The sequence below is a fragment of the Georgenia subflava genome (genome assembly GCF_009193155.1).
GTDB classification, from domain to species: domain Bacteria; phylum Actinomycetota; class Actinomycetes; order Actinomycetales; family Actinomycetaceae; genus Georgenia; species Georgenia subflava.
On sequence record NZ_VUKD01000003.1, the window covers coordinates 266,903 to 287,228 of the forward strand.

A 20,326-nucleotide genomic window follows, 5' to 3' on the forward strand; every position below is an offset into this window, starting at 1 on the left:
CCCGTGGCACCGGTCCCTGTTGCGGCCCGGGCCGTCCGTCGAGACCGTGGGGCTGTCGACGAGGATGCTGGGAGGAGCCGGACGTGCTCCTCGAGGGTGGACCCTCGACGTCGAGGCGAGCATGGCCTGTCCGGTCGACGCTGGTGCCGGGGCGGCGTCAGTCCATGGAGGTGGGGAACCGGTGGGCGCGACCACCCGGCGAGGCGTGTGGTTGAGTGCCACGGTGACCACGACGACCGAGAACCTCAGCCGCTCCGAGGCCGCCGAGCGGTCCGCGCACCTTGACGTCCGCGGCTACCGCGTCGAGCTCGATCTCAGCGGTGCGACCGACCCCGGCCGGCCGACGTTCACCTCGACGACGACCGTGCGCCTCGCCTCCACCACGCCGAGCACCTTCCTGGACTTCGTCGGCCCGGCGGTGCGCTCCGTGGTCGTCAACGGCCGTGCCCTCGACCCGGACGCGTGCTACGACGGCGCCCGGATCAGCGTCGACCGCCTCGTCGACGACAACGAGGTCATCATCGTCGCCGAGGCCGCCTACTCCCGCACCGGTGAGGGCCTGCACCGGTTCGTGGACCCCGTCGACGGGCAGACCTACCTGTACACGCAGTACGAGCCCGCCGACTCGCGGCGCGTCTTCGCCGTCCTCGAGCAGCCCGACCTCAAGGCGGCCTTCACCTTCGTCGTCACCGCGCCGTCGGGCTGGCAGGTCCTGTCGAACCAGCCGGCCGTCGCCGTCGAGGACCGCGGCGACGGGACGGCGACCACCGAGTTCGCCCCCACGCCGCCGCTGTCGAGCTACCTGACGGCCGTCGTCGCCGGTCCGTACCATCGCGTCGACGGGCACTGGTCGGGACCCCTGCCCGACGGCGGCACCCTCGAGGTCCCGCTCGGCGTCCTGTGCCGTGCGTCCCTCGCCGAGCACCTCGACGCCGAGAACCTCCTCACCGTCACCGCGCAGGGCCTGGACTTCTTCCACGAGCACTTCGCCTACCCCTATCCGTGGGGCAAGTACGACCAGGTGCTCGTGCCCGAGTACAACCTCGGCGCCATGGAGAACCCCGGCTGCGTCACCTTCACCGAGTCCTACGTCTTCCGCTCGGCGGCCACCCGGGCTCAGCACGCCGGCCGCGCCAACACGATCCTGCACGAGATGGCCCACATGTGGTTCGGCGACCTCGTCACCCCGCGGTGGTGGGACGACCTGTGGCTCAAGGAGTCCTTCGCGGACTACATGGGCGCCCACGCCTCGGTCGCCGCGACCGAGTACACCGACGCGTGGGTCGCGTTCGCGAACCGGCGCAAGGCCTGGGCCTACACGCAGGACCAGCTGCCCACCACGCACCCGATCGTCGCCGACATCACCGACCTCGAGGCGGCCAAGCAGAACTTCGACGGCATCACCTACGCCAAGGGCGCCGCCGTCCTCAAGCAGCTTGTCGCCTACGTCGGCACCGACGCCTTCTTCGCCGGGGCGCGCAGCTACTTCCGCGAGCACGCCTTCGCCACCACCGCGCTGCCCGACCTGCTGCGGGCGCTCGAGGCCTCCTCCGGCCGGGACCTGGGGGAGTGGGCCCGGTTGTGGCTGCAGACCTCCGGCACCCCCGAGCTGACCGCCGAGCTCCAGGCCGACGGCGACCGGATCGCGAGCCTGCGGGTGCGCCAGGACGCCACCGACCCGCTGACCGGCCGGACCGTGCTGCGCCCGCACCGGCTCGCCGTCGGCCTCTACGACCTGCGGGACCGCCGCGACGACGAGACGGTCGAGCTGGTGCGCACCCATCGCCTCGAGCTGGACGTGACCGGCGCGGTCACAGACGTCTCCGAGGCCGCGGGGCTGCCCGTGCCTGCCCTGGTGCTCGTCAACGACGACGACCTCACCTACGGCAAGGTCCGGCTCGACCCGCGCTCGCTCGCCACGGCCACCGAGCATCTCGGCGCACTGTCCGACCCGCTGGCCAGATCCCTGGTCTGGTCCGCGCTGTGGAACGCCACCCGGGACGCGCTGCTGCCGGCCGAGCACTTCGTCGAGCTGGTGCTGCGCCACGGCGCGACCGAGGACGACAGCGCTGTGCTGGTCGGACTGGTCACCGACGCGCGCACCGCCGTCGAGCGCTACGCCCCGCCCGAGCAGCGGGAGGACCTGCGCGCCAGGCTCGCCGGGGGCTCGTGGGCCAGGCTGCACGAGGCCGAGCCGGGCTCCGACGCGCAGCTGGTCTGGGCGCGCTCGCTGGCACGCGCCGCGGCGACGACCCCTGCCGTCGCCCCCCGGTTGCGCGGACTCCTGCAGGGCACGGAGCCGGTGGCCGGCCTGCCGATGGACCCCGAGCTGCGCTGGGCGCTGTGGCAGTCGCTCGCGGCGGTCGGTGCGGCCAGCCTCGAGGATCTCGACGGCGAGCTCGAGCGGGACCGCACGGCCGACGGCGCCACCCAGCACCTCGCCGCGGTGTCGAGCTTCCCCGACGCCGACGTCAAGGCGACCTCGTGGGAGACGCTGCTGACCCCGCGCTCGCTCAGCAACGACCACGTCGACGCCACGATCAGCGGGTTCACCCAGCCCTGGCACCGCGAGCTGACGGCGCCCTACACCGAGCCGTACTTCGAGGCGCTCCGGCAGATCTGGGCGCGGCACAGCATCGAGATCGCCGGCCGGCTCGTGCGTGGGCTCTACCCGAGCCACCAGGACGTGGAGCCCGGCCTGGACCCGGCCGACCACCCGGTCGCGGCCCGGGCGTCCACCTGGCTCGCGGACAACGCCGACGCACCCGCCGGGCTGCGCCGTCTCGTGCTGGAGGGCCACGACCACCTGCTCCGCTCCTTGCGGGCCCAGGCCGCGGCGCGCCCCTGACCGGCCGGGAGGCTCCGGCGACGTAGGCTGTCGGGTCGCCGGCACCGCGTCGGCACCGCGCCGGACACCGCGCTCGGCACTGCGCCGGACCCACCCGGAGGAGAGACGTTGGCAGCGAAGACCTGGTCCACCCAGACCGAGCTCGGCACCCGGTTCGGGCTCACCGCCCGGCAGATCGGTGTGCACCTGAGCGAGCTCGGCCTCAAGGACGGCTCGCGCGCCACCGAGAAGGCCCTCGCCGAGGAGCTCGCCACCGACCGGACCATGCGCGACGGGACAGTCTTCTACGTGTGGCACACCGACCGGGTCGTGGCGCTGCTCGCCGCCCGTGGTCTCGAGCCTGACGCTGCCGCGGCCGGGGCGGGCAGGCCGAAGAGCCGGGCGAAGACGGACGCCGCCCCACGGGACACGTCGGCTTACGGCAAGGTCGTCGCCACCGACGGCTCCGCGCTCGGCAACCCCGGACCGACCGGGTGGGCATGGGTGGACCAGACCACGGGCGAGACCGGCTCCGGCGGGCTGCCCCACGGCACCAACAACATCGGCGAGCTGCTCGCGCTGCTCGAGGCGCTGCGCCACGCCGGGCGCGAGGTCGACCTCCTCGTCCGGGCCGACTCGCAGTACGTCATCAACATCGCCACCACGTGGGCCAAGGGGTGGCAGCGCCGCGGCTGGCGCAAGGGCGACGGCAAGGTCCCAGAGAACCTGGAGATCGTCCAGGCGATCATGGCCGAGCTCGAGGCACGCACGGGCCTGACGGACTTCGAGTGGGTCCGCGGTCACAACGGCGACGTGCACAACGAGCAGGCCGACGTCCTGGCGGTGGCCGCCGCGCGGGCGGCCACCGCGGCCGGGGTTCGCTGAGCGGTCAGCCGGTCACCCGGTCAGCCTGTCAGCCTGTCAGCCGGCCAGGGCCGGCATGACCTCGCGCTCGAAGAGCGCGATCGTCTCGGTCGTGTAGGCGGCGTCGGGGAAGTAGAAGATCCCGTACGCCAGGCCCTGCTCACGCAGCGCCGTGAGCTTCTCGACCACCTGCTCGGGGGTGCCGAAGGCCGGCATGTCGCGGAAGCCGCGCAGCTGCTTCTCGACCTTGTCGGAGTCCATGTGGGAGGAGAGCCGGGCCGCGTGGGCCTCGAACTTCTGCGCGACCTCGGCCTCGCTGGCGCCGAGCATCACGTTGTAGTTCGACGTGCGGGTGATCTGGTCGAAGTCGGCGCCGACGGCCTCGCAGTGCTCGCGCAGGAGCGCGCTCTTGCGGGTGAATCCCTCGAGGGTGCCGTCGAAGTTGGTGTAGCGGGCGTGCTCGGCGGCGATGCGGAGCGTGACCTTCTCGCCGCCGCCGGCGATCCAGAGCGGGACCCCGCCCGGCTGGAGGGGCAGCGGCCGGCAGATGGCGCCGTCGACGTCGTAGTGCTCGCCGTGGAAGGTGGCGACCCCGTCGCGCCAGGCCTGCTGGAAGATCTGCACCCCCTCCTCGAGCATCTTCAGCCGCACCCCGGCACGCGGGAAGCCGTAGCCGTAGGCGCGCCACTCGTGCTCGTACCAGCCGGCACCGATCCCCATCTCCAGGCGGCCGCCGCTGATGTGGTCGACGGTGGCGGCCACCTTCGCTAGGTACATCGGGTTGCGGTAGGCCATGCACGTGCACATCTGCCCCAGGCGCACCCGGTCGGTGCTCGCGGCGAGCGCGGCCATCAGCGACCACGCCTCGTGGGTGGCCTCCTCGCTGGGGACCGGTGTGGTGTGGAAGTGGTCGTAGACCCAGACCGACTCCCACAGGTCCTGGCCGTCAACCCTGCGGGCGAGGTTCGAGATCGTGGGCCAGTGCTGGGACTCGTCGATGCCGACGAGGTCGAAGCGCCAGCCCTGCGGAAGGAACAGTCCGAATCTCATGGGAGTCATGGGCGACAGCGTAGGGGCGGCGGCGCCGCGGGGCAGTTCCAGTCTCAGAGCAGGTCAGCGCCGGTCCGGCCGGCCCTCGGAGGCGCCTGGGGCGGTGTAACGCGGCGGCGTGGATCGGGCGGCGAGCCGCCGCCGCACCGCGAGGACCAGGAGCACGAGCACGACGACGACGAGCAGCCCCACCAGCACCGGCAGCAGGACCGAGGCGATGACCAGGCCGACGGCGGAGGCGTCCTCGGCGGTGGAGACCACGGGGGCGCCGACCCCCACGGTGGCGGTGTTGACCACCGGCCGGGAGAGCGTCTTGGTGGTGTGGGTGGTGAGGGCGAGCAGGACGCCGAGCACGACCGGCACCCACCGCCAGTCCTGGAGCAGGCTCGCGGGATCCGTGACCGCCGTCGTCTCCGAGGACGAGCCGGCGGCGAACACCATGCCGCCCGACACCGGCCGCACCGCCGTCTGCAGGACGTCGTTGACCGAGTCGACGGCGGGGATCTTGTCCGCCACGACCTCCACCAGGAGCAGGACGGCGAGAACGGCGAGCGCCGGGGTGCTCTCGAGCCACTGCCATCCGGCGGGCAGCGACAGCAGGTCGGTGAAGCGCGAGAGCAGACCGAGCCCCAGCAGAGGGATGTAGGCGTTGAGGCCGGCGGCCATCGCCAGGCCGGACCCCGTCAGCAGCTCGAGCACGGGAGCAGGGTCCCACGCGGGTGCGACACGCGCCCACGGAGCTGTGACCCGCGCCCACGGAGCTGCGACCCGCACCTACGAAGCTGCGTCACGCGCCGACGGACCTGGCAGAACGCACCGGTGGATCCGGCTCGTGTCGGCCCTCGACAGGCCCGGCCGCTGCGTACCCTGGGACGGTGAGCACCCAGGCGCCCCAGGACAGCAGCGCGGGCCGGGCCGTCTCGGACCGTGTCTGGACTGTGCCGAACATGATCTCGTTCCTGCGGCTGCTCCTCGTGCCGGTGTTCGGCGTCCTCATCTTCACCGAGCGGGACACCGCCGCGCTCGTGGTGCTCGTGGTCGCCGGCGTCACCGACTGGCTCGACGGGGTCGTCGCGCGGATCTTCGACCAGACCAGCCGCCTCGGCCAGCTCCTCGACCCGGCGGCCGACCGGCTCTACATCTTCGTGACGATCATCGCGCTCGCCTGGCGCGACCTCGTGCCGTGGTGGCTCGTCGCGCTGGTGGTGCTGCGCGACGTCGTCCTCGCCTGCCTGATGCCCATCCTGACCCGCCACGGGTACGGGCCGCTGCCCGTCCACCTCGCCGGCAAGGCGGGCACCTTCGCGCTGATGTACGCGTTCCCGCTGCTCCTCCTGGCGAACGTCCCCGGACTGGTCGGGAGCCTGGCCTGGACCTTCGGCTGGGCGAGCGCGCTGTGGGGCGTGGGCCTGTACTGGTTCGCCGCGTTCCTCTACGTCGAGCAGGTGGTGCAGATCGTGCGCCGGGACCGACGGGCCGAGCCGGGCACCGCGTGAGCGCGCAGCCTGGGGGGCGGCGCCCGGACGAGACGATGTCCCTGCTCCGCGAGATGCAGGAGCACCCGCTCGACGTCGGGTACGCCGGCGTGGCGAGGAACCGGCCCCGGCCGGTGCGCTCCCTGGCCTGGTGGCGCCAGGGCGTCGTCGTCCTCGCCTGCGCGGCGATGGCGCTCGGCGGGGTGTGGGCGACGCGCGAGCTCCGGGCACCCCAGGAAGGGGTGCTGCCGGCCCGCGCCCTGCTCGTCGAGGAGATCGAGGACCGCAGCGCCACGGGCGATCGGCTCGCGGCCACCAACGCCGAGATCCTCGCGGAGACCGAGCGGCTCCGCAGCGAGGCCCTGGCCGGTCAGGACGCCAAGTACCAGGAGAACGTGCGCCGCCTCGGCGTCGCGTCGGGCAACACGCGGGTCACCGGTCCGGGCCTGGTCATCGAGCTCGCCGACTCCGCAGCCGCCCAGGCGGGGCAGCCGGACACCGACGACGAGCGTGTGCACGACGTCGACCTCCAGGTGCTCGTCAACTCGCTGTGGTCCGCCGGCGCCGAGGCCATCGCCGTCGACGGGCACCGCCTGAGCTCCACCAGCGCCATCCGAACCGCCGGCCAGGCCATCTTCGTCAACCTCGACCCGGTGCTCTCCCCGTACGTGATCGAGGTCATCGGCGACCCGGCCCAGATGCAGACGGACCTCACCCGCACCCCGGCCTCGACCCACCTCGGGGTGCTCCGGACCGCCTACGACATCACCGTCGAGATCTCCACCAGCGACGAGCTCGAGCTCGCCGCGCTGCCGACGGGCAACCTGCGCTTCGCCGAGCCGCTCGAGGAGGCGCCGGACGGCGAGGACGTGGCGCGTGCGCCCGCGGATGTGTCAGGCTCGGGCCAGAATGCCGCCGCCGGTCGCGGGTCGGCCGACGACACGGAGGTGAGCTGAGTGCTAGCGGTGATCGGCCTCCTCATCGGTGTGGTCGCCGGCGTGCTGCTGGACCCCACGGTGCCGGTGGCGCTCCAGCCCTACCTCCCCATCGCGGTCATCGCCGCGCTCGACGCCCTGTTCGGCGGTCTGCGGGCCCGCCTCGACGGCGTGTTCGACGACCGGGTCTTCGTCGTCTCCTTCGTGTTCAACGTCCTCATCGCCGCCTTCATCGTCTTCCTCGGCGACCAGCTCGGTGTCGGGACGCAGCTGAGCACGGCCGTCGTCGTCGTCCTGGGCATCCGGATCTTCTCCAACGCCGCGGCGATCCGCCGCCACGTCTTCCGGGCATGAGCGGGCGGCACGGGGCAGGGCAGGCCGGCGAGGGCGAGCAGCCGGTCGGCGCGGCCGACGACGCCCCCCGGGACGACGGCGCACGACGCGACGACGCACCCCGGGGCGACGCACCCCGGGACGACGCACCCCGGGACGACGCTCCCCGCGAAGGCGCCACGGCGCCGTCCGAGGAGCGTGCCGCCACCTGGCGGGAGATGCTCGGACCGAAGCTCTCCCTCGCCCACGTCGTGGTCGCCCTGCTGTGCGCCGGCCTCGGGTTCGGCGTGGTCGCCCAGGTGCGTCAGACCCAGGGCGACGCGCTGGCAGCGATGCGCCAGGACGACCTCGTGCGCCTCCTCGACGAGCTCACCCAGCGCAACGCCGAGCTCGGCGAGGAGCAGGTCGACCTGCGCCAGGACCTCGCCGAGCTGCGCAGCAGCTCCGACACCCGGCAGGCGGCGCAGGAGGCTGCGGCGGCCCAGGCCCGCACCCGCGGGATCCTGGCGGGGACTCTGCCGGTCCACGGGCCGGGCATCGAGCTGACCGTCCACGACCCCGGCGGCGGCGTTCGCGCCCAGACGATGGTCACGATCCTCGAAGAGCTGCGCAACGCCGGCGCCGAGTCCGTCGAGCTGTCCGGGCAGCGGCTGACCGCGAGCAGCTGGATCCTGGACGACGAGGTCGACGGCATGGTCGTCGACGGCACCGAGATCTCACCGCCGTACGAGTGGACCGCGATCGGCGATCCCGAGACCCTCGCCGTGGCGCTGAACATCCACGGCGGGGCGCTCGCCTCCGTGCGCAACGCCGGCGGGACCGCGACCGTGGAGGAGTCCGACGACGTGCAGATCACCGCCGTGCGCACCCTCGAGGAGACCGAGCACGCCGTTCCCGTGCCGCCCGAGGAGGCGGCGGAGTGAGGGACGGTCCCGCCACGGGCCCGCGGACCTCTAGAGTGGACCTCAGCACAGCGGGCATCGGCCCCACGAGCGAGCAGACCCAGGAGGCAGGCGCATGACCAGCACCCCGGAGCAGCCCGAACGCGTCGGCGCGGGCAGCACCGAGCGGCCGGACTCCACGAGCACGGCCAGGTTCGGCGCCATCGGCCAGGAGACCGAGAGCGACCTCGTCGCCCAGGGGCTCAGCGTCGACGACGCCGCCGCCGTCGAGGCGCTGCCACCTGCGTCCGCCCTGCTCATCGTCCAACGGGGCCCGAACGCCGGGGCGCGCTTCCTTCTCGACGCCGAGCGCACCACCGCCGGACGCCACCCCAACTCGGACATCTTCCTCGACGACGTCACGGTCTCGCGCAAGCACGCCGAGTTCCTGGCCGTCGACGGCGGGTTCTCCGTGCGCGACGTCGGCAGCCTCAACGGCACCTACGTCAACCGTGAGCGCATCGACACGGTGGTGCTGCGCGCCGGGGACGAGGTCCAGATCGGCAAGTACCGGCTCACCTACCACCCCAGCCCGCACCGCGGCGGGGCAGGTGCAGGTGCTGACGAGCGGTGAGCCCCGCCGTACGACGCCACCCCGCCGAGCGTGACGCCGGGAGGGTCGACCACGACGCCGCGCCGGCAGACCGGTCGGAGGCCGTCAGCTGGCCGCCGGAGGTCTCGCACGAGCCGTCGATGAGCATCGGTGGCGTGCTCGCCGTGCTCAAGCCGGAGTTCCCGGCGGTCAGCATCTCCAAGCTGCGCTTCCTGGAGGAGCAGGGGCTGGTAACGCCGCGCCGGACTGGTTCCGGCTACCGGATGTACTCGCGCGCCGACGCCGAGCGGATCCGCTTCGCCCTGACCGCCCAGCGTGACAGCTACCTGCCCCTGCGTGTCATCCGGGACCAGCTCGCCGACCTCGACGCCGGGCGCGCCGTCGAGCAGCCGTCGCGCGCCCGTGTCGTCACCCGCGACGGCGAGCTCGTGACACCGCCGAGCGGGGCGCGTGTCAGCGCGGCGGAGCTGTGCGAGCTCACCGGGGCGAGCGAGGCCGAGCTCGACGAGATGGCCCAGGCCGGGCTCGTGCTTGCCGACACGCGCGGGCGTTTCCCCGGACGGGCGGTGCAGGTCGTCCAGGCCGCCCTGGCGCTGGCCCGGCACGGCATCAGTGCCCGCCACCTGCGCACCGTGCGCACGGGTGCCGAGCGCCAGGCCGACGTCATCGACCAGGTCGTCGCACCGACACGCTCGCAGCGCTCCGGCGTCGCGCGGGAGCGCAGCGCCGCGCAGGCCGCGGAGCTGGCCGAGCTGTACGCCCGGCTGCACGCCGAGCTGCTCCGGACCGCCGTCGACCAGCTCGGCTGACCCGCTGTTCCAGGGGCGCGGGCCCGGCGGGGGACGTACCGTTGCCGCATGCGCGAGATGGTGGTGCTCGGCGTGCGGGTGAGCGTGCCTGGCAACGAGGTGGTCGTCGTGCTCGGCGAGCCCGGGGGCGCCCGTGTGCTGCCGATCGTCATCGGCCCGCGGGAGGGCGCCGCGATCGCCTCCGCGCAGGCCGGGCTGGTGCCGCCGCGGCCGCTCACGCACGACCTCCTGGTCTCGATCCTCGACCGCCTCGGCGTCACGGTGAGCGAGGTGCGGGTGACGCAGGTCGTCCACGGGATCTTCCACGCCGAGCTCGTGCTGAGCGGGGGACAGATCGTCGACGCGCGTCCCTCGGACGCCATCGCGATCGCCCTGCGGGCCCGGTGCCCCGTGCTGTGCGAGGAGACCCTGCTCACGCTCGCGGGCGTCCCGGTGGAGGAGGCAGGCCTCGACGAGGCCGAGGAGGAGCAGCCGCAGGCCGACCTGACCGCGCAGGGCGCACCGGAGGTCATGGAGGAGTTCCGTGCGTTCCTCGAGGACGTCGAGCCCGAGGACTTCGCCGCGCCGGGGGAGAACGACGACGACGGTCCGGGACCCGGCTCGCGGGGTGGCGGCGCGGGTTGAGCGACGGACGCGCGCCGCGGGTCTCGACCTGAGGTCGAGACTCAGACATGCGACCTGCGACACGCCGGAGGTTGCCGCGGCCAGCCTCGTTGACCTGGGTGGGGTGCGGTCATAGCGTGTCACCCATCAGCAGCGAGGCAGCGGTATCCTCGTGACCTGAAGGCTGGGGCACGAGGGACGCGGACGAACGGAGAACCCTGTGAGCGGCACTGATGCGACGGCCGACGCCGTCACCGGCGTCCCCCAGCGCGCCCAGGGCATGCTCTTCGGTGACACGCTGCCCGACCTGGACCAGGACACCGGCTACCGGGGGCCCACGGCGTGCAGTGCCGCCGGCATCACCTACCGCCAGCTCGACTACTGGGCCCGCACGGGGCTGGTCGAGCCGAGCATCCGTGGCGCGAAGGGCTCGGGGAGCCAGCGGCTGTACAGCTTCCGCGACATCCTCGTGCTCAAGGTCGTCAAGCGGCTGCTGGACACCGGCGTCTCGCTGCAGCAGATCCGCAGCGCCATCACCCACCTGCACGAGCGCGGCGTCGAGGACCTCGCGCAGATCACCCTCATGAGCGACGGCGCGTCCGTGTACGAGTGCACCTCCGCGGACGAGGTGATCGACCTGGTCCAGGGCGGTCAGGGCGTGTTCGGGATCGCCGTCGGCCGCGTCTGGCGCGAGGTCGAGGGGTCGCTCGCCGAGCTGCCCACCGAGCGCGCCCACGATGAGGAGCCGGCCGTCGAGGACGAGCTGGCCCGTCGGCGCGCCGCGCGCCACGCCGGCTGAGCTCAGCAGCGACGCTCAGGCGTCCGCCGTGCCCGGCGTCGTCGACGCCGACGTAGAGCACCTTGCCCTGGCGAACTGCTCGGGGCACTGGGTGGCCGCGCGCCACGCCGGCTGAGCTCCGGCGGTAACGCTCAGGCGTCCGGGCACTCGGTGGCGGTCGCGCCGTCCTGGGTCGGCTGCCCGCCCGCGCCGACCCAGGCCTCCCAGAGCTGGCGGGAGCGGCCGCTCTCGTCCTCCCAGGCCTCCGCACAGCTGGCCGAGTAGAAGCCGCCCACGTCGGCGTGGCCCTCGGCGCTCGCGAGCGTGACGTCCAGCATCGCCTCCGGCCCGTCCATGACGAGCGCCTCCGCGAGGTGCTCGGCCGCGGCGGTCACGACGTCGTCGCCGGCGCGGTCGGCGAGCTCGTCCTCCGGCGCGTCGGCCAGGTCCGCCGGTGTGAGGCGGGCGTGCACGGAGACGTACCAGTCGGCCGGGTCCGCGCCGTAGCCGCCCGTGCTGACCGAGAGATCGGTGGCGCCGTCCCACCCGCGCGGCTCGGGCGAGCGCATGATCCGGTCGACGGCGGCCACCACCGGTGCGGGGGCCCGCGCGTCGATGCCCACCCGTCGTCCGTCGCGCGGACCGTCCGCGCTGTAGTCGTGGTAGCTGATGTCGAAGCGGGTGCTCTGCTGCTGGTCGGGCAGCTGAGCGTGCAGGGCGTGGAAGATCCGCACGAGCGCCCGGTCGGGGGTGCCCGGTGTCACGGTGACGTCGATGTCCCGGCCGTACTGGGCGCCGTCCTCGCCGTACTCGTCGACCCACACCCGCGTGCTGCCGAAGTCGTGCTGCATGAGCTCGGCCATCGCTGGAACCTCGTTGCCGAGCGCCCCGAGCAGGCGCACCTGGCCCATCATGCCCATCTCGTAGGAGCGCTCCCCGTCCACCCAGTCGATGTACACGATGAGCTCGGTGTCGACGTGCTCGGAGGCCTCCACCGCAGCCTTGGTGGCCTGGACGACCGGGGTGACCTGCCCGGCCCGCGCCCCGGGCGTGAGACCGAGTTGCAGGCTGACGTACCCGTCACCGCCGGTCTGGAGACGGACGCGGGCGTCCTCGACGTCCGGGATGGACGCGAGCCGGTCCTCGAGGGCGGTCGTCGACCCGTCTTGGGTCGTGGTGTCGTCGCACGCGGCGAGGCCGAGCGCGAGCAGCGCCACGGTCAGGATGCCGGCCACCCGTCCGGCCGTGCGGCGGAACGGGGCGGGGGAGCGGGGCACGTCGACAGGGTAACGGGGGAGCGACCGGGGGTCGCGCGGCGTCCGGCGCCCGCACGCGGCCACGCTCGGGACGGACGCCGGTGGCGTTTCGGGACGGAAGCCGATGGTGTTTGGGACGGACGTTGGTGGCGCTCGGGACGGACGCCGGCCGCGTTCGGGACGCACGTCGGCTGCGTTCGGGAGGGTCGTCGGCCGCGCTCGGGACGGACGCAGGCCGCGCTCGGGGCGGACGTCGGCCGCGTTCGGGACGGCTACGTCCGGTTACCGGCGTGCTCACGACGCGCGAGCCGGTAGATTGGCACGGTGCCGCACGACCGGAGCCTACTGACGCTCCTCGACCTCCGACGCCCCGACCTGGAGTGGCTGTGGCTCGCCTCCGCGGGGTGGAAGGACGAGCGCTCGCGCCGTCGGAGGCGGTTCGCCGACCGTCGGGTGGCCACGATCTTCGACGGCCCCGCCTTCCGGAGTCGGCTGGCGTACGACACCGCGATCGACGCAGTCGGCGCCCACCGCGTGGACCTGCCGGTGGTGCTGGGCGAGCGGGAGCCGATCGCCGACACCGCCGCGATCCTCTCCGACGCGGTGGACGCCGTGGTGGTCCGCGCGCGCGACCACGCCGCCGTCACCGAGCTCGCTGCGGCGTGCCAGGTGCCGGTGATCAACGCGATGACCGATGCGGGGCACCCGGTGGAGGTCTTCTCGGAGGCGTTCAGCGTGCTCGAGCGGCGCGGACACCTCGACGACGTCACCCTGACCTTCGTGGGGGAGGACAACAACGTGCTGCGTTCGTGGTGCGAGCTGACCGTCAGCTTCGAGCTCGAGGTCCGGCACGTCTGCCCGCCCGGGCACTCCCTCGACGAGCAGTTCCGCGAGGACCTGGTCGACCGCGGGCAGCGGGGACGGGTGACCGTGATGCACGACCTCGCCGAGGGTGTGGCCGGCACCGACGTCATCTACACCGACGCCTGGCCGGCGTCCGCCCGCGTACCGGGCCGTCGCCGGACAGCGTTCGAGCCGTACCGGATCGGCACCGAGACGCTCGACGCGGCAGGGGAGAACACACTGCTCATGCATGCGATGCCGGTGCACCGGGGTGACGAGGTCACCGCCGAGGCGTTCGCCGACCCGCGGTCGATCAGCTTCGCCGCCAAGCGGAACCTCGCGCCGACGCACGCCGCGATCGTCGAGCGCGCGCTCGGCTGAGGCGTCACATCGTCTCGCCCGGGAGCCGGCTGGCCTGCTCGACCCAGGACCGGAGCTGCTCCTCGTCCAGCTCGTCGTCCTCGTGGATGTCGAGGTAGCGCACCTCGTCGTGCTTGGACGCCTTCGGCGGCACGGGGTCGAGCGAGGTGCCTCTGAGGAACTGCACCTGCACGTACCTGGTGTAGCAGCGGAACGACAGGAACCAGCCCTCGCTCTCGCCGCCGTAGAACGGCTGGTTCCACCTCACCGCCTTGCGCACGTCCGGCACGGTGCTCACGACGACGTCGTCGATCCGCTGCCCGACGTCCCGCTTCCAGCCGGGCATCGCGGCGATGTAGTCCCGCACCGGCCCGGCGCCGTCGCCCTTGGGGATCTGCGGGTTGCCGCCCGAGAGCAGCTTCGGGGCGTTCTCCTTGCGGTCGGTCATGGGGTCCTCCTCGGTGCACGATCACCGGCGCCAGAGTGCACGCTGACCTGACGACCGTACCCCGGCCCGTGCGCGCGGCCTCGGCGGGCGACGCGCCTGGGCTGGCCTTGATGTCGTAGGTGCCTGCCATGCTCCGTACAGAGGTTCGAACCACCCGGGTTCGGGCCGGATGCTGGGGGAGAGGTCCCATGACTGTCGACGACGGGGTCCGCACGCTGGAGATCGAGCTGGCGAGCCTGGCCGAGGACCTGACGACGCCGCTCTGGCGCGAGTGCGTCCTCTGCTTCGCCAACCGGATGATCGTGCAGTTCGGCTGCGACAGCACGCTGCGCTGGGCCAGGCGCTGGCGGACGGCGCGCGCTCCGCAGGCGACAGCGCTCGAGCGCCGGCTCGGTCGCCTGGGGGCGTACTGCGACTGCGAGATCTACACGAACGCCTTCGACGTCACGGTCGAGACGGTGCGTGACCCGGACACCGGCGCGGAGTGCTGGCCGGAGCACGTGAACGGGTGCGACGGTGTCCGGGCGGGCTCGACCCAGCCGTGCTCGTTGTGGGCGCCGCGGACGTCGCGCCCGTGGTGGTGAGCCCCGGCCGGCTACCACCGGCGGCGAGCCGTAGTTCACCGACGGTCGCGCAGATCTTGAGCCGCTCGACGGGCGTCCGGGAGCGACGGTGGTGCTCCTGCGTCACGGCGCGCTAGCTCGTCGGCTCGTCGGGGGAGTTGGGGCGGACGGTCCCGTCGTCGAGGACGATGCGCTGCCGGGTGCCCCGCTCGGACGGCTCCTGCACCGGGATCGCAGAGAGCAGCGCCTGGGTGTAGCGGTGCTCGGGCCGGTCGAAGATCTGCTCGCGGTCGCCCGTCTCCACGATGTTGCCCTGGTACATCACCGCGATGCGGTCGCAGATGTGCCGGACCACGTCGAGGTCGTGCGCGATGAACAGGTAGCTCAGCCCCATCTCCTCCTGCAGGTCCCGCAGGAGGTTGATGACCTGTGCCTGGACGGAGACGTCGAGTGCGCTCACCGGTTCGTCCAGCACGAGCAGCTGCGGTCCGAGTGCCAGGGCCCGTGCGATGCCGATGCGCTGGCGCTGGCCGCCCGAGAACTCGTGCGGGTAGCGGTTCGCGTGCTCCGGCTTCAGACCCACCAGGTCGAGCAGCTCCCGGACCCGTGCCGCACCGCCGCGCCGGTAGCGGCCATGGATGCGCAACGGCTCGGCGACGATCTCCTGGACCGTGAAGCGGGGGTCCAGGGACGCGTACGGGTCCTGGAAGACCATCTGGAGGTCCTGGCGGACCCGGCGCAGCTCCCGCTTGCCGATGTCCGCCAGGTCCTGGCCACGGAAGTCGACGCGCCCGGCGGTGGGGCGCTCGAGCCGGACCACGCACCGGGCGATCGTGGACTTCCCCGACCCGGACTCGCCCACCAGGCCGAGGGTCTCACCGCGGCGCACCGTGAAGCTCACGTCGTCCACCGCACGAACCCGCTCGGTGCGCCCGTGCAGTCCCCGACGGGCGCCGAACTCCTTGACCAGGCCGTCGACACGCAGGAGAACCTCGTCGTCCACCGCCATCACCTCCGCCCCTCGGCGGCACTCTCGCCGGCGGGGTCGTGCGCGAGCTCTTCGTGGTAGTGGCACCGGCTCGCCCGGTTCTCGTCGATGACCCGAAGGGCCGGTTCCGTCTCCCAGCACGGCGCGCGCCCGTGGGACTGGTCGCACCGGGGGTGGAACGTGCAGCCGGTCGGCATCGCCAGCAGGCTCGGCGCCTGCCCGGGGATCGCCGGCAGACGGTCGCCGCCCTCCAGGCCCGGCCGGCTCGCCAGGAGGCCACGGGTGTAGGGATGGCGGGGCTCGCGGAAGATGTCGTGCACGAGCCCGGTCTCCACCACCCGGCCCGCGTACATGACGACCACCCGGTCCGCCATCTCCGCCACCACGCCGAGGTCGTGGGTGATGAAGATCGTGGAGCTGCCCAGGTCCTGCTGGGTCTTCGCGAGGAGCTCGAGGACCTGGGCCTGGACCGTGACGTCGAGCGCGGTGGTGGGCTCGTCCGCGATGAGGAGCTTGGGACGGTTGGCGATCGCGATGGCGATCATCACGCGCTGGCGCATGCCTCCGGAGAACTCGTGCGGGTACTGGTTCACCCGCTGCTCGGCACCGGCCACGCCGACGGCGGTCAGCAGCTCCGTGGCACGGTCGAGGGCCTCCTGCCGGCTCACGTCCCGGTGGGTGAGGACGGCCTCCGCGATCTGGTCACCGACGGTGATCACCGGGTTCAGCGACGTCAGCGGGTCCTGGAAGATGATGGAGAGCTCGTCCCCGCGGATCCGCCGCAGCTCGTCGTCGGTCATGTCCAGCAGGTCCCGCCCGTCGAAGACGGCACGTCCGTGGACGACCCGGCCGGCGCCGGAGAGCAGCCCCATGAGCGACATCATCGTGACGCTCTTGCCGGAGCCCGACTCACCGACGACGGCCACCACCTCGCCGTGGCCGACGTCGAAGCTCACATGGTCGACCGCGCGCACGAGACCGTCCTGGGTGTCGAACTCCGTCACCAGGTCCGCGACGGACAGCAGCGGCTCGCTCATGAGCTCTTCCTCCTCTTCCTGCGCTTCCCGCCGCCGGAGGAGGGATCGAGCGCGTCGCGGAGCCCGTCACCGACGAAGTTGACCGAGAGGGACAGGATGACGATGGTCAGGCCGGGCATGAAGACGAGCCACCACTGGGTCAGCATCGAGCCCTGACCGTCGGAGATGAGCTTGCCGAGGGCCGGGGTGGGCGGGTCGATGCCGAAGCCCAGGTAGGACATCGTCGACTCCAGCAGGATGGCCTGCGCCACGACGAGCGTGGCGTTGACGATGATCGGTCCCATGGTGTTGGGCACCATGTGGCGGAAGATGAGCCGCAGGTCGCCCGCACCCAGCACCCGGCCGGCCTGGACGTACTCGGCCTCGCGCAGCGCCAGGCACTGCCCTCGCACGATGCGGGCGATAGTCGTCCACATCACGAGGCCGAGGATGAACGCGATCCGGATGGGGGAGCCGCCCCCGAGGAATGCCGCGAAGACCAGGACGATCGCGAGGAACGGCAGGGTCATGATGAAGTCCACGACCCGCATGAGGATGTTGTCGACGAGTCCGCCGTAGAAGCCCGCGACGGCGCCGACCACGGTCCCGATGACGGTGGAGAGCACCGCCACGAGCAGCGCGACCTGCACCGACGTCCGGGTGCCGTGCAGCACGCGGCTGAAGTAGTCCCGCCCAACCTTGTCCGTGCCGAAGAAGTGGCTGTCCTCGAAGGTCGGAGGCTGGCTGACGTTCTGCAGGTCCAGCTCGTCGTAGGCGTACGGCGCGATCCAGTCGGCCAGGAAGGCGGCCACGGTGATGAGCACGAAGACGGCCAACGCCGTCATCGCGACCTTGTGGTGGAGGAAGCGGCGCAGCGCGCGGCGTCCCTGGGACTGCAGCGCCGGCGGCTCCTGCTGCGGCGGCCGCTGCTGCGCCGGCTCACCCGGCGGGGCGTCGCCGACGGGGTGCTCCTGCTCCGGCAGGGGGGCGTGGCTCATGTCCGGCTCCTGGGATCGAGGTACCCGTAGGAGAGGTCGGCCAGCAGGTTGCCGATGAGCACCAGCACGGCGGTGACCATGAAGAAGGCCATGACGCTGTAGACGTCGCGCGAGTTGAGCGCCTCGATGAAGAACAGGCCCATCCCGTCCAGGCTGAACACCGTCTCGGCGACGATGGAGCCGCCGAAGGTGAGGCCGATGTTCAGGCCGACCACTGTGGCGATGGGGATGAGCGCGTTGCGCAGCGCGTGCCGCCGGATCACGAGCTTCTCGGCGACCCCCTTGGCGCGCGCGGTCTGCAGGTACTGCGCGTTCATGACCTCGAGCATCTCGCTGCGCATGTAGCGGCTGTAGGCGGCGACGTTGACGTAGGCGACCGCGACGATCGGCAGCGCGAGGTGCTGGAGCCGGTCGACCAGGAAGGCGAGACCGGTGCCCGGGTCGACGGAGTTCAGCCCGGACGTGTAGAAGACCCGGACGCCGGTCTCGAGGTAGAGGTTGGTGAAGATCACCTGGAGCATGAGGGCGAACCAGAAGACCGGGATCGAGTACCCCAGGAAGCTGATGCCGGTGAGGCCGTAGTCGAAGAAGCTGTACTGCCGGCGGGCCGAGATGACGCCGATCGGGACGGCGATGACGAGGGCGATGAGCTCGGCGGCGATGACGAGCTGGAGGGTGTTGACGGCGGCCCGGGAGAGGTCGGGCCAGATCTCCTGCCCGAACGTGGTGGTGCCGAACGCGTTGGTGACCGCGTCCTGCACCCAGTACAGGTACTGCAGCGGCAGCGGCTCGTCGAGGTGCTTTGCCTCGACGATCGACTGGATGGTCGACTCGCTCACGTTCGGCGAGCGCCGGACCTGCGCCAGCGGGTCGCCGATCGAGGAGATGCCGAAGAAGACGACGATGCTCGCCGCGATGATCACCGGGACGCTGTTGAGCACCCGCCGCAGGACGTAGCCGATCATCGCGGACCCCACTCCTCGATGTTCCAGAAGGGGCCCCAGTCGGTCGGGTTGGTCTGCGGCCCGACGACCTGGGAGGACCAGGCGAGGAACACCGGGCTCTGGTAGAGGGGGAGGGCGGGCAGGTCCGCGGCCATGAGGTCGTCGGCCTCGTGGAGGAGCTCGGCCCGGCGGGCCGGGTCGAGCTCGGTCCGGCTCGCGGCGATGAGCTCGTCGACCTCCTCGTTGCAGTACGAGCGGAAGTTCATCGACCCCTCGCACTCCCAGAACCCGAGCGAGGGGTTGGGGTCGGCGGTGTTGAGCCAGGCCTGGTTGAACAGCTCCCACGCGCCGTCCACGCCGCTGGGCCACAGGTCGCCGAAGAAGGTCGCGGCGTCCTGGGTCTGGGAGTTCAGCTCGATGCCGATGTCCTTCATGTAGGACTGGATGATGACGAACTGCAGCTCGCGCAGCTCGTTGCCGGAGGTGTAGGCGTAGTCCACTGACAGCCGCACGCCGTCGCAGGAGTAGATGCCGTCGTCGCCCTGGACGCAGCCGTTGTCCTCGAGCAGCGTGCGCGCCCCCTCCGGGTCGAACTCCCACCGGTCGAAGGCCGGCTCGTACTCCGGCTGGCTGTTGACGTAGACGAGGCTCTGCAGCGGTTCCGCGTCCGGGTTCATCTGGCCGATGAGGACGTCGGTGAGCTGGTTGCGGTCGATGCCCATGGCGATCGCCTCACGCACGAAGTCGTGCTCGAGCGTCTCGACGCCGTGGTTGAACTCGAAGAACTCCCACACCCCGCCGGCGACGACCTCGTGCTCGACGCCGTCGAGCCCGCCGACCTGGTCCACGAGGTCGATCTGGGGCTGGGAGCTGAGCATGTCGATCTCCCGGCCGCGCAGGGCCTGGACCTGGACGGTGGAGTCCTCGATGAACCGCAGGACGACCCGGTCGAAGCCGGGGGTCTCCTCGCCCCAGAAGTTCTCGTTGCGGGTGAGGGTCATCTGCTGGCCCCGGTTCCAGGACTCGAACTCGTAGGGGCCGCTCGCGACGGTGAGCCCGTCGTCCCAGACGTCGTCGAAGTCCTCGCCCTCGAGCACATGGGCTGGGAGGATGGAGCCGGCGGCATTGCTGAACAGGGAGCGCCACGGGGCGTACGGCTCGGTGAAGACCATCCGGAAGGTCTTGTCGTCGACGACCTCGGAGGCCTCCATGTCGACCTTCTCGCACCCCGCGCGCACGGCGATCGCGAAGTCCTCGTTCAGGCATGTCTCGAGGGTGAACCTGATGTCCTCGGCGGTGATGGGGACCCCGTCGCTCCACGTCGCCTCCTCCTTGAGGCGGTAGGTCACGGTGAACGGGTCCTCGGTGACCTCCGGCTCTCCATCCAGGAGCAGCGGCTCGTACTCGAACTCGGGCGTCAGCCGCCAGAGCGGGTACAGGACGGGGAGCGTGAGGGAGTGGGTGGCCTGCAGGTTGCCCTCGCTGACCCACGGGTTCATGATCGCCGGTTCCTGGGACAGCCCGACGATGAGGGTGCCGTTCGCCAGGCGGTCCTGGCTGCTCGGGCCGGCGCCGCCGCACGCCGCGATCAGGAGGCCGACCAGGGCAAGCGCGATGACCCTCGCCGGCCTGCCCATCGGCACCACTACCCCTCGAAGCGTTAGGTCGACCACCGCGAGCCGCCGCTCCGGCGACTCGTCGCCTCCCTCGCCGGGAGACGCTTCCGCGGTCGCCACACTGAC

General features: G+C 72.1%; 21 protein-coding genes. 12 read left to right on the forward strand and 9 right to left on the reverse strand.

Translation table 11 applies throughout. The features are described 5' to 3' along the window. Positions 1–223 precede the first annotated feature (223 nt). Together pepN and GD748_RS11270 are read left to right on the forward strand one after the other, a co-directional pair. Entirely contained in the window at positions 224–2,848 is a 2,625-nt protein-coding gene (pepN, locus tag GD748_RS11265; protein ID WP_226921219.1) for an aminopeptidase N, read from the forward strand. Between the two features lie 108 nt (positions 2,849–2,956). Then, a complete protein-coding gene (locus GD748_RS11270; RefSeq protein WP_226921220.1) occupies positions 2,957–3,712 on the forward strand; it encodes an RNase H family protein in 756 nt (251 codons plus the stop codon). 36 nt (positions 3,713–3,748) lie between these two features. On the opposite strand, the gene GD748_RS11275 is transcribed toward GD748_RS11270, so the two are convergent. Both GD748_RS11275 and GD748_RS11280 read right to left on the reverse strand, forming a co-directional pair. Next, positions 3,749–4,741: an LLM class F420-dependent oxidoreductase gene (locus GD748_RS11275; protein WP_152195678.1), complete on the reverse strand. Its 993-nt coding sequence runs from the start codon at positions 4,739–4,741 to the stop codon at positions 3,749–3,751. Between the two features lie 63 nt (positions 4,742–4,804). Further along, the gene (locus GD748_RS11280) at positions 4,805–5,440 is read right to left on the reverse strand and encodes a DUF4126 domain-containing protein (RefSeq protein WP_152195305.1); all 636 of its coding nucleotides are present in this window, start codon (positions 5,438–5,440) and stop codon (positions 4,805–4,807) included. A 176-nt stretch (positions 5,441–5,616) separates the two neighbouring features. Between GD748_RS11280 and GD748_RS11285 the strand changes: the two genes are divergently transcribed. The 8 genes from GD748_RS11285 (at position 5,617) to GD748_RS11320 (ending at position 11,189) form a co-directional block, all read left to right on the forward strand. Continuing rightward, positions 5,617–6,237, forward strand: a complete 621-nt coding sequence (locus tag GD748_RS11285) for a CDP-alcohol phosphatidyltransferase family protein (protein WP_226921222.1) — start codon at positions 5,617–5,619, stop codon at positions 6,235–6,237. Positions 6,238–6,272: 35 nt separating this feature from the next. Continuing rightward, positions 6,273–7,172: a DUF881 domain-containing protein gene (locus GD748_RS11290; RefSeq protein WP_152195306.1), complete on the forward strand. Its 900-nt coding sequence runs from the start codon at positions 6,273–6,275 to the stop codon at positions 7,170–7,172. Further along, on the forward strand, positions 7,173–7,505 hold the full coding sequence (locus GD748_RS11295; RefSeq protein WP_152195307.1) for a small basic family protein: 333 nt from the start codon (positions 7,173–7,175) through the stop codon (positions 7,503–7,505). Continuing rightward, complete coding sequence (locus GD748_RS11300) at positions 7,502–8,407, forward strand: DUF881 domain-containing protein (protein ID WP_152195308.1); 906 nt, start codon at positions 7,502–7,504, stop codon at positions 8,405–8,407. The genes GD748_RS11295 and GD748_RS11300 overlap by 4 nt, the downstream gene beginning before the upstream one ends. A gap of 94 nt (positions 8,408–8,501) precedes the next feature. Beyond that, positions 8,502–8,999, forward strand: coding sequence for an FHA domain-containing protein (locus GD748_RS11305; RefSeq protein ID WP_152195309.1), 498 nt, complete (start codon positions 8,502–8,504; stop codon positions 8,997–8,999). Next, positions 8,996–9,787 carry a transcriptional regulator FtsR gene (ftsR, locus tag GD748_RS11310; RefSeq protein ID WP_226921224.1) on the forward strand — a complete coding sequence of 264 codons (792 nt, stop codon included), beginning with the start codon at positions 8,996–8,998 and terminating at the stop codon, positions 9,785–9,787. Before GD748_RS11305 ends, ftsR begins: the two co-directional genes overlap by 4 nt. Before the next feature lie 48 nt (positions 9,788–9,835). Beyond that, the gene (locus GD748_RS11315; protein WP_152195310.1) at positions 9,836–10,411 is read left to right on the forward strand and encodes a bifunctional nuclease family protein; all 576 of its coding nucleotides are present in this window, start codon (positions 9,836–9,838) and stop codon (positions 10,409–10,411) included. Positions 10,412–10,670: 259 nt separating this feature from the next. Then, positions 10,671–11,189 carry a MerR family transcriptional regulator gene (locus GD748_RS11320; protein WP_152195681.1) on the forward strand — a complete coding sequence of 173 codons (519 nt, stop codon included), beginning with the start codon at positions 10,671–10,673 and terminating at the stop codon, positions 11,187–11,189. 131 nt (positions 11,190–11,320) lie between these two features. Here the strand turns inward: GD748_RS11320 and GD748_RS11325 are convergent, their stop codons facing one another. Then, positions 11,321–12,445 (reverse strand): hypothetical protein, encoded by a 1,125-nt coding sequence (locus GD748_RS11325; RefSeq protein WP_152195311.1) that lies wholly within the window; start codon positions 12,443–12,445, stop codon positions 11,321–11,323. Positions 12,446–12,748: 303 nt separating this feature from the next. Here GD748_RS11325 and GD748_RS11330 point away from each other — a divergent pair, with 303 nt between their 5' ends. Then, positions 12,749–13,648: an ornithine carbamoyltransferase gene (locus GD748_RS11330; protein ID WP_152195312.1), complete on the forward strand. Its 900-nt coding sequence runs from the start codon at positions 12,749–12,751 to the stop codon at positions 13,646–13,648. Positions 13,649–13,652: 4 nt separating this feature from the next. On the opposite strand, the gene GD748_RS11335 is transcribed toward GD748_RS11330, so the two are convergent. Further along, a complete protein-coding gene (locus GD748_RS11335; RefSeq protein ID WP_152195313.1) occupies positions 13,653–14,075 on the reverse strand; it encodes a DUF1801 domain-containing protein in 423 nt (140 codons plus the stop codon). A 188-nt stretch (positions 14,076–14,263) separates the two neighbouring features. On the opposite strand from GD748_RS11335, the gene GD748_RS11340 reads away from it, so the two are divergent. Next, on the forward strand, positions 14,264–14,659 hold the full coding sequence (locus GD748_RS11340) for a DUF2695 domain-containing protein (protein ID WP_152195314.1): 396 nt from the start codon (positions 14,264–14,266) through the stop codon (positions 14,657–14,659). 112 nt (positions 14,660–14,771) lie between these two features. Here GD748_RS11340 and GD748_RS11345 read toward each other — a convergent pair whose 3' ends face one another. From GD748_RS11345 to GD748_RS11365, 5 genes are read right to left on the reverse strand one after another with little or no spacing between them, the layout of a single operon-like run. Continuing rightward, positions 14,772–15,641 (reverse strand): ABC transporter ATP-binding protein, encoded by an 870-nt coding sequence (locus GD748_RS11345; protein WP_152195315.1) that lies wholly within the window; start codon positions 15,639–15,641, stop codon positions 14,772–14,774. Positions 15,642–15,646: 5 nt separating this feature from the next. After that, positions 15,647–16,663, reverse strand: coding sequence for an ABC transporter ATP-binding protein (locus tag GD748_RS11350; protein ID WP_152195316.1), 1,017 nt, complete (start codon positions 16,661–16,663; stop codon positions 15,647–15,649). Then, positions 16,660–17,640 (reverse strand): ABC transporter permease, encoded by a 981-nt coding sequence (locus tag GD748_RS11355; protein WP_152195317.1) that lies wholly within the window; start codon positions 17,638–17,640, stop codon positions 16,660–16,662. Before GD748_RS11355 ends, GD748_RS11350 begins: the two co-directional genes overlap by 4 nt. After that, positions 17,637–18,605, reverse strand: a complete 969-nt coding sequence (locus GD748_RS11360) for an ABC transporter permease (protein WP_152195318.1) — start codon at positions 18,603–18,605, stop codon at positions 17,637–17,639. Before GD748_RS11360 ends, GD748_RS11355 begins: the two co-directional genes overlap by 4 nt. Further along, on the reverse strand, positions 18,602–20,221 hold the full coding sequence (locus tag GD748_RS11365; RefSeq protein ID WP_226921329.1) for an ABC transporter substrate-binding protein: 1,620 nt from the start codon (positions 20,219–20,221) through the stop codon (positions 18,602–18,604). Before GD748_RS11365 ends, GD748_RS11360 begins: the two co-directional genes overlap by 4 nt. Positions 20,222–20,326: the final 105 nt, after the last annotated feature.

What these genes read in the sequence shown, in the direction of transcription:
- GD748_RS11290 (WP_152195306.1), top strand. Translation starts at nt 6,273, where the DNA reads ATGTCCCTGCTCCGCGAGATGCAGGAGCACCCGCTCGACGTCGGGTAC.
- GD748_RS11275 (WP_152195678.1), bottom strand. Translation starts at nt 4,741, where the DNA reads ATGAGATTCGGACTGTTCCTTCCGCAGGGCTGGCGCTTCGACCTCGTC.
- GD748_RS11350 (WP_152195316.1), bottom strand. Translation starts at nt 16,663, where the DNA reads ATGAGCGAGCCGCTGCTGTCCGTCGCGGACCTGGTGACGGAGTTCGAC.
- GD748_RS11365 (WP_226921329.1), bottom strand. Translation starts at nt 20,221, where the DNA reads ATGGGCAGGCCGGCGAGGGTCATCGCGCTTGCCCTGGTCGGCCTCCTG.
- GD748_RS11315 (WP_152195310.1), top strand. Translation starts at nt 9,836, where the DNA reads ATGCGCGAGATGGTGGTGCTCGGCGTGCGGGTGAGCGTGCCTGGCAAC.
- GD748_RS11335 (WP_152195313.1), bottom strand. Translation starts at nt 14,075, where the DNA reads ATGACCGACCGCAAGGAGAACGCCCCGAAGCTGCTCTCGGGCGGCAAC.
- GD748_RS11305 (WP_152195309.1), top strand. Translation starts at nt 8,502, where the DNA reads ATGACCAGCACCCCGGAGCAGCCCGAACGCGTCGGCGCGGGCAGCACC.
- GD748_RS11300 (WP_152195308.1), top strand. Translation starts at nt 7,502, where the DNA reads ATGAGCGGGCGGCACGGGGCAGGGCAGGCCGGCGAGGGCGAGCAGCCG.
- GD748_RS11340 (WP_152195314.1), top strand. Translation starts at nt 14,264, where the DNA reads ATGACTGTCGACGACGGGGTCCGCACGCTGGAGATCGAGCTGGCGAGC.
- GD748_RS11320 (WP_152195681.1), top strand. Translation starts at nt 10,671, where the DNA reads ATGCTCTTCGGTGACACGCTGCCCGACCTGGACCAGGACACCGGCTAC.
- GD748_RS11355 (WP_152195317.1), bottom strand. Translation starts at nt 17,640, where the DNA reads ATGAGCCACGCCCCCCTGCCGGAGCAGGAGCACCCCGTCGGCGACGCC.
- GD748_RS11360 (WP_152195318.1), bottom strand. Translation starts at nt 18,605, where the DNA reads ATGATCGGCTACGTCCTGCGGCGGGTGCTCAACAGCGTCCCGGTGATC.